Genomic DNA, 851 nt, shown 5'->3' with positions numbered 1-851 from the left:
ATGCCGAGGTGTGTGTCAAGCAATTGTGGGCAGCCTTCTAAGTTTGGTGAAAACTCATGTTTCGGACCCAATCTTGGCAGCGCTTTTATTTCCTTCTTCCTCGCTTTATTGGTGTGTCCTGCCGTTATCCACGCAATCCTTTCAATGCCATTCCCAATGGACTGCTCTGTTTGGATGTTTGAAGCGTCCGTAATAACCCATTGACGACTCCTGTCCGGTATTCTTTCGGCGTTTTAAAGAGATCTTTAAGTCGGAATCCCGGCTTCTCTTGCTGCTTGCACGCCTGCTTGTTCTCCCTAACCTCTCCCTCATGCAAACGCCCCTCATTGCGAGCAATGATCGATCTCAACATCGCTTGTACTCCGCGTACGCTCCAACTGTAACCGCCGCGCTTCGTCCGCTTCGCAAACACCCGCATCTGCGATTCTGCGCTCCCCATCGGACGCATCCCGGTCGTATCGATCCCATTGGCTGCAAGGATCTTGCGGTAGTCGACCAGATGCTTCTCATGACCACGCAAAAACCCTTTCAGCCGTTCCCAATCGGTACGTCGATCCTCTGGAATACTCTCCTTCGGTATGGCATCCATCGCAGCAAACAATCCCTGCGGGTCATAAGCAGCCAGGGCTCGACGGACGGCTTTCCAATGCACAGGCAGTTCGCGCAAACCATGTTTTAATTCCCGCGCAACATGAAAGCGATCCAGCGTGTAAATGCAGCGGTGAAAATAGGATTCACACTCCCCGATCCACTCCGCTCCATCTCCATTGACAACCAACCATGTATCTTCATCCACATCATAGTGCTCGATCAGAAAGTCTCCAAAGCCTTCCCAAAACGTTGAGCCGCTT

At 51.7% G+C, this 851-nt stretch carries 1 protein-coding gene; it reads right to left on the bottom strand.

Annotated features, from left to right (window positions below; genetic code table 11):
* Positions 1-124: 124 nt before the first annotated feature.
* Positions 125-851 (bottom strand): UPF0236 family transposase-like protein (locus PRECH8_RS11905; RefSeq protein ID WP_200967330.1); only part of this gene is annotated, 727 nt, incomplete at its 5' end.

Source organism: Insulibacter thermoxylanivorax (genome assembly GCF_015472005.1).
Taxonomy (GTDB): Bacteria; Bacillota; Bacilli; order Paenibacillales; family DA-C8; genus Insulibacter; species Insulibacter thermoxylanivorax.
Note: the sequence above shows the minus strand (reverse complement) of the source record. Positions and strands in the feature narration are given on the sequence as shown.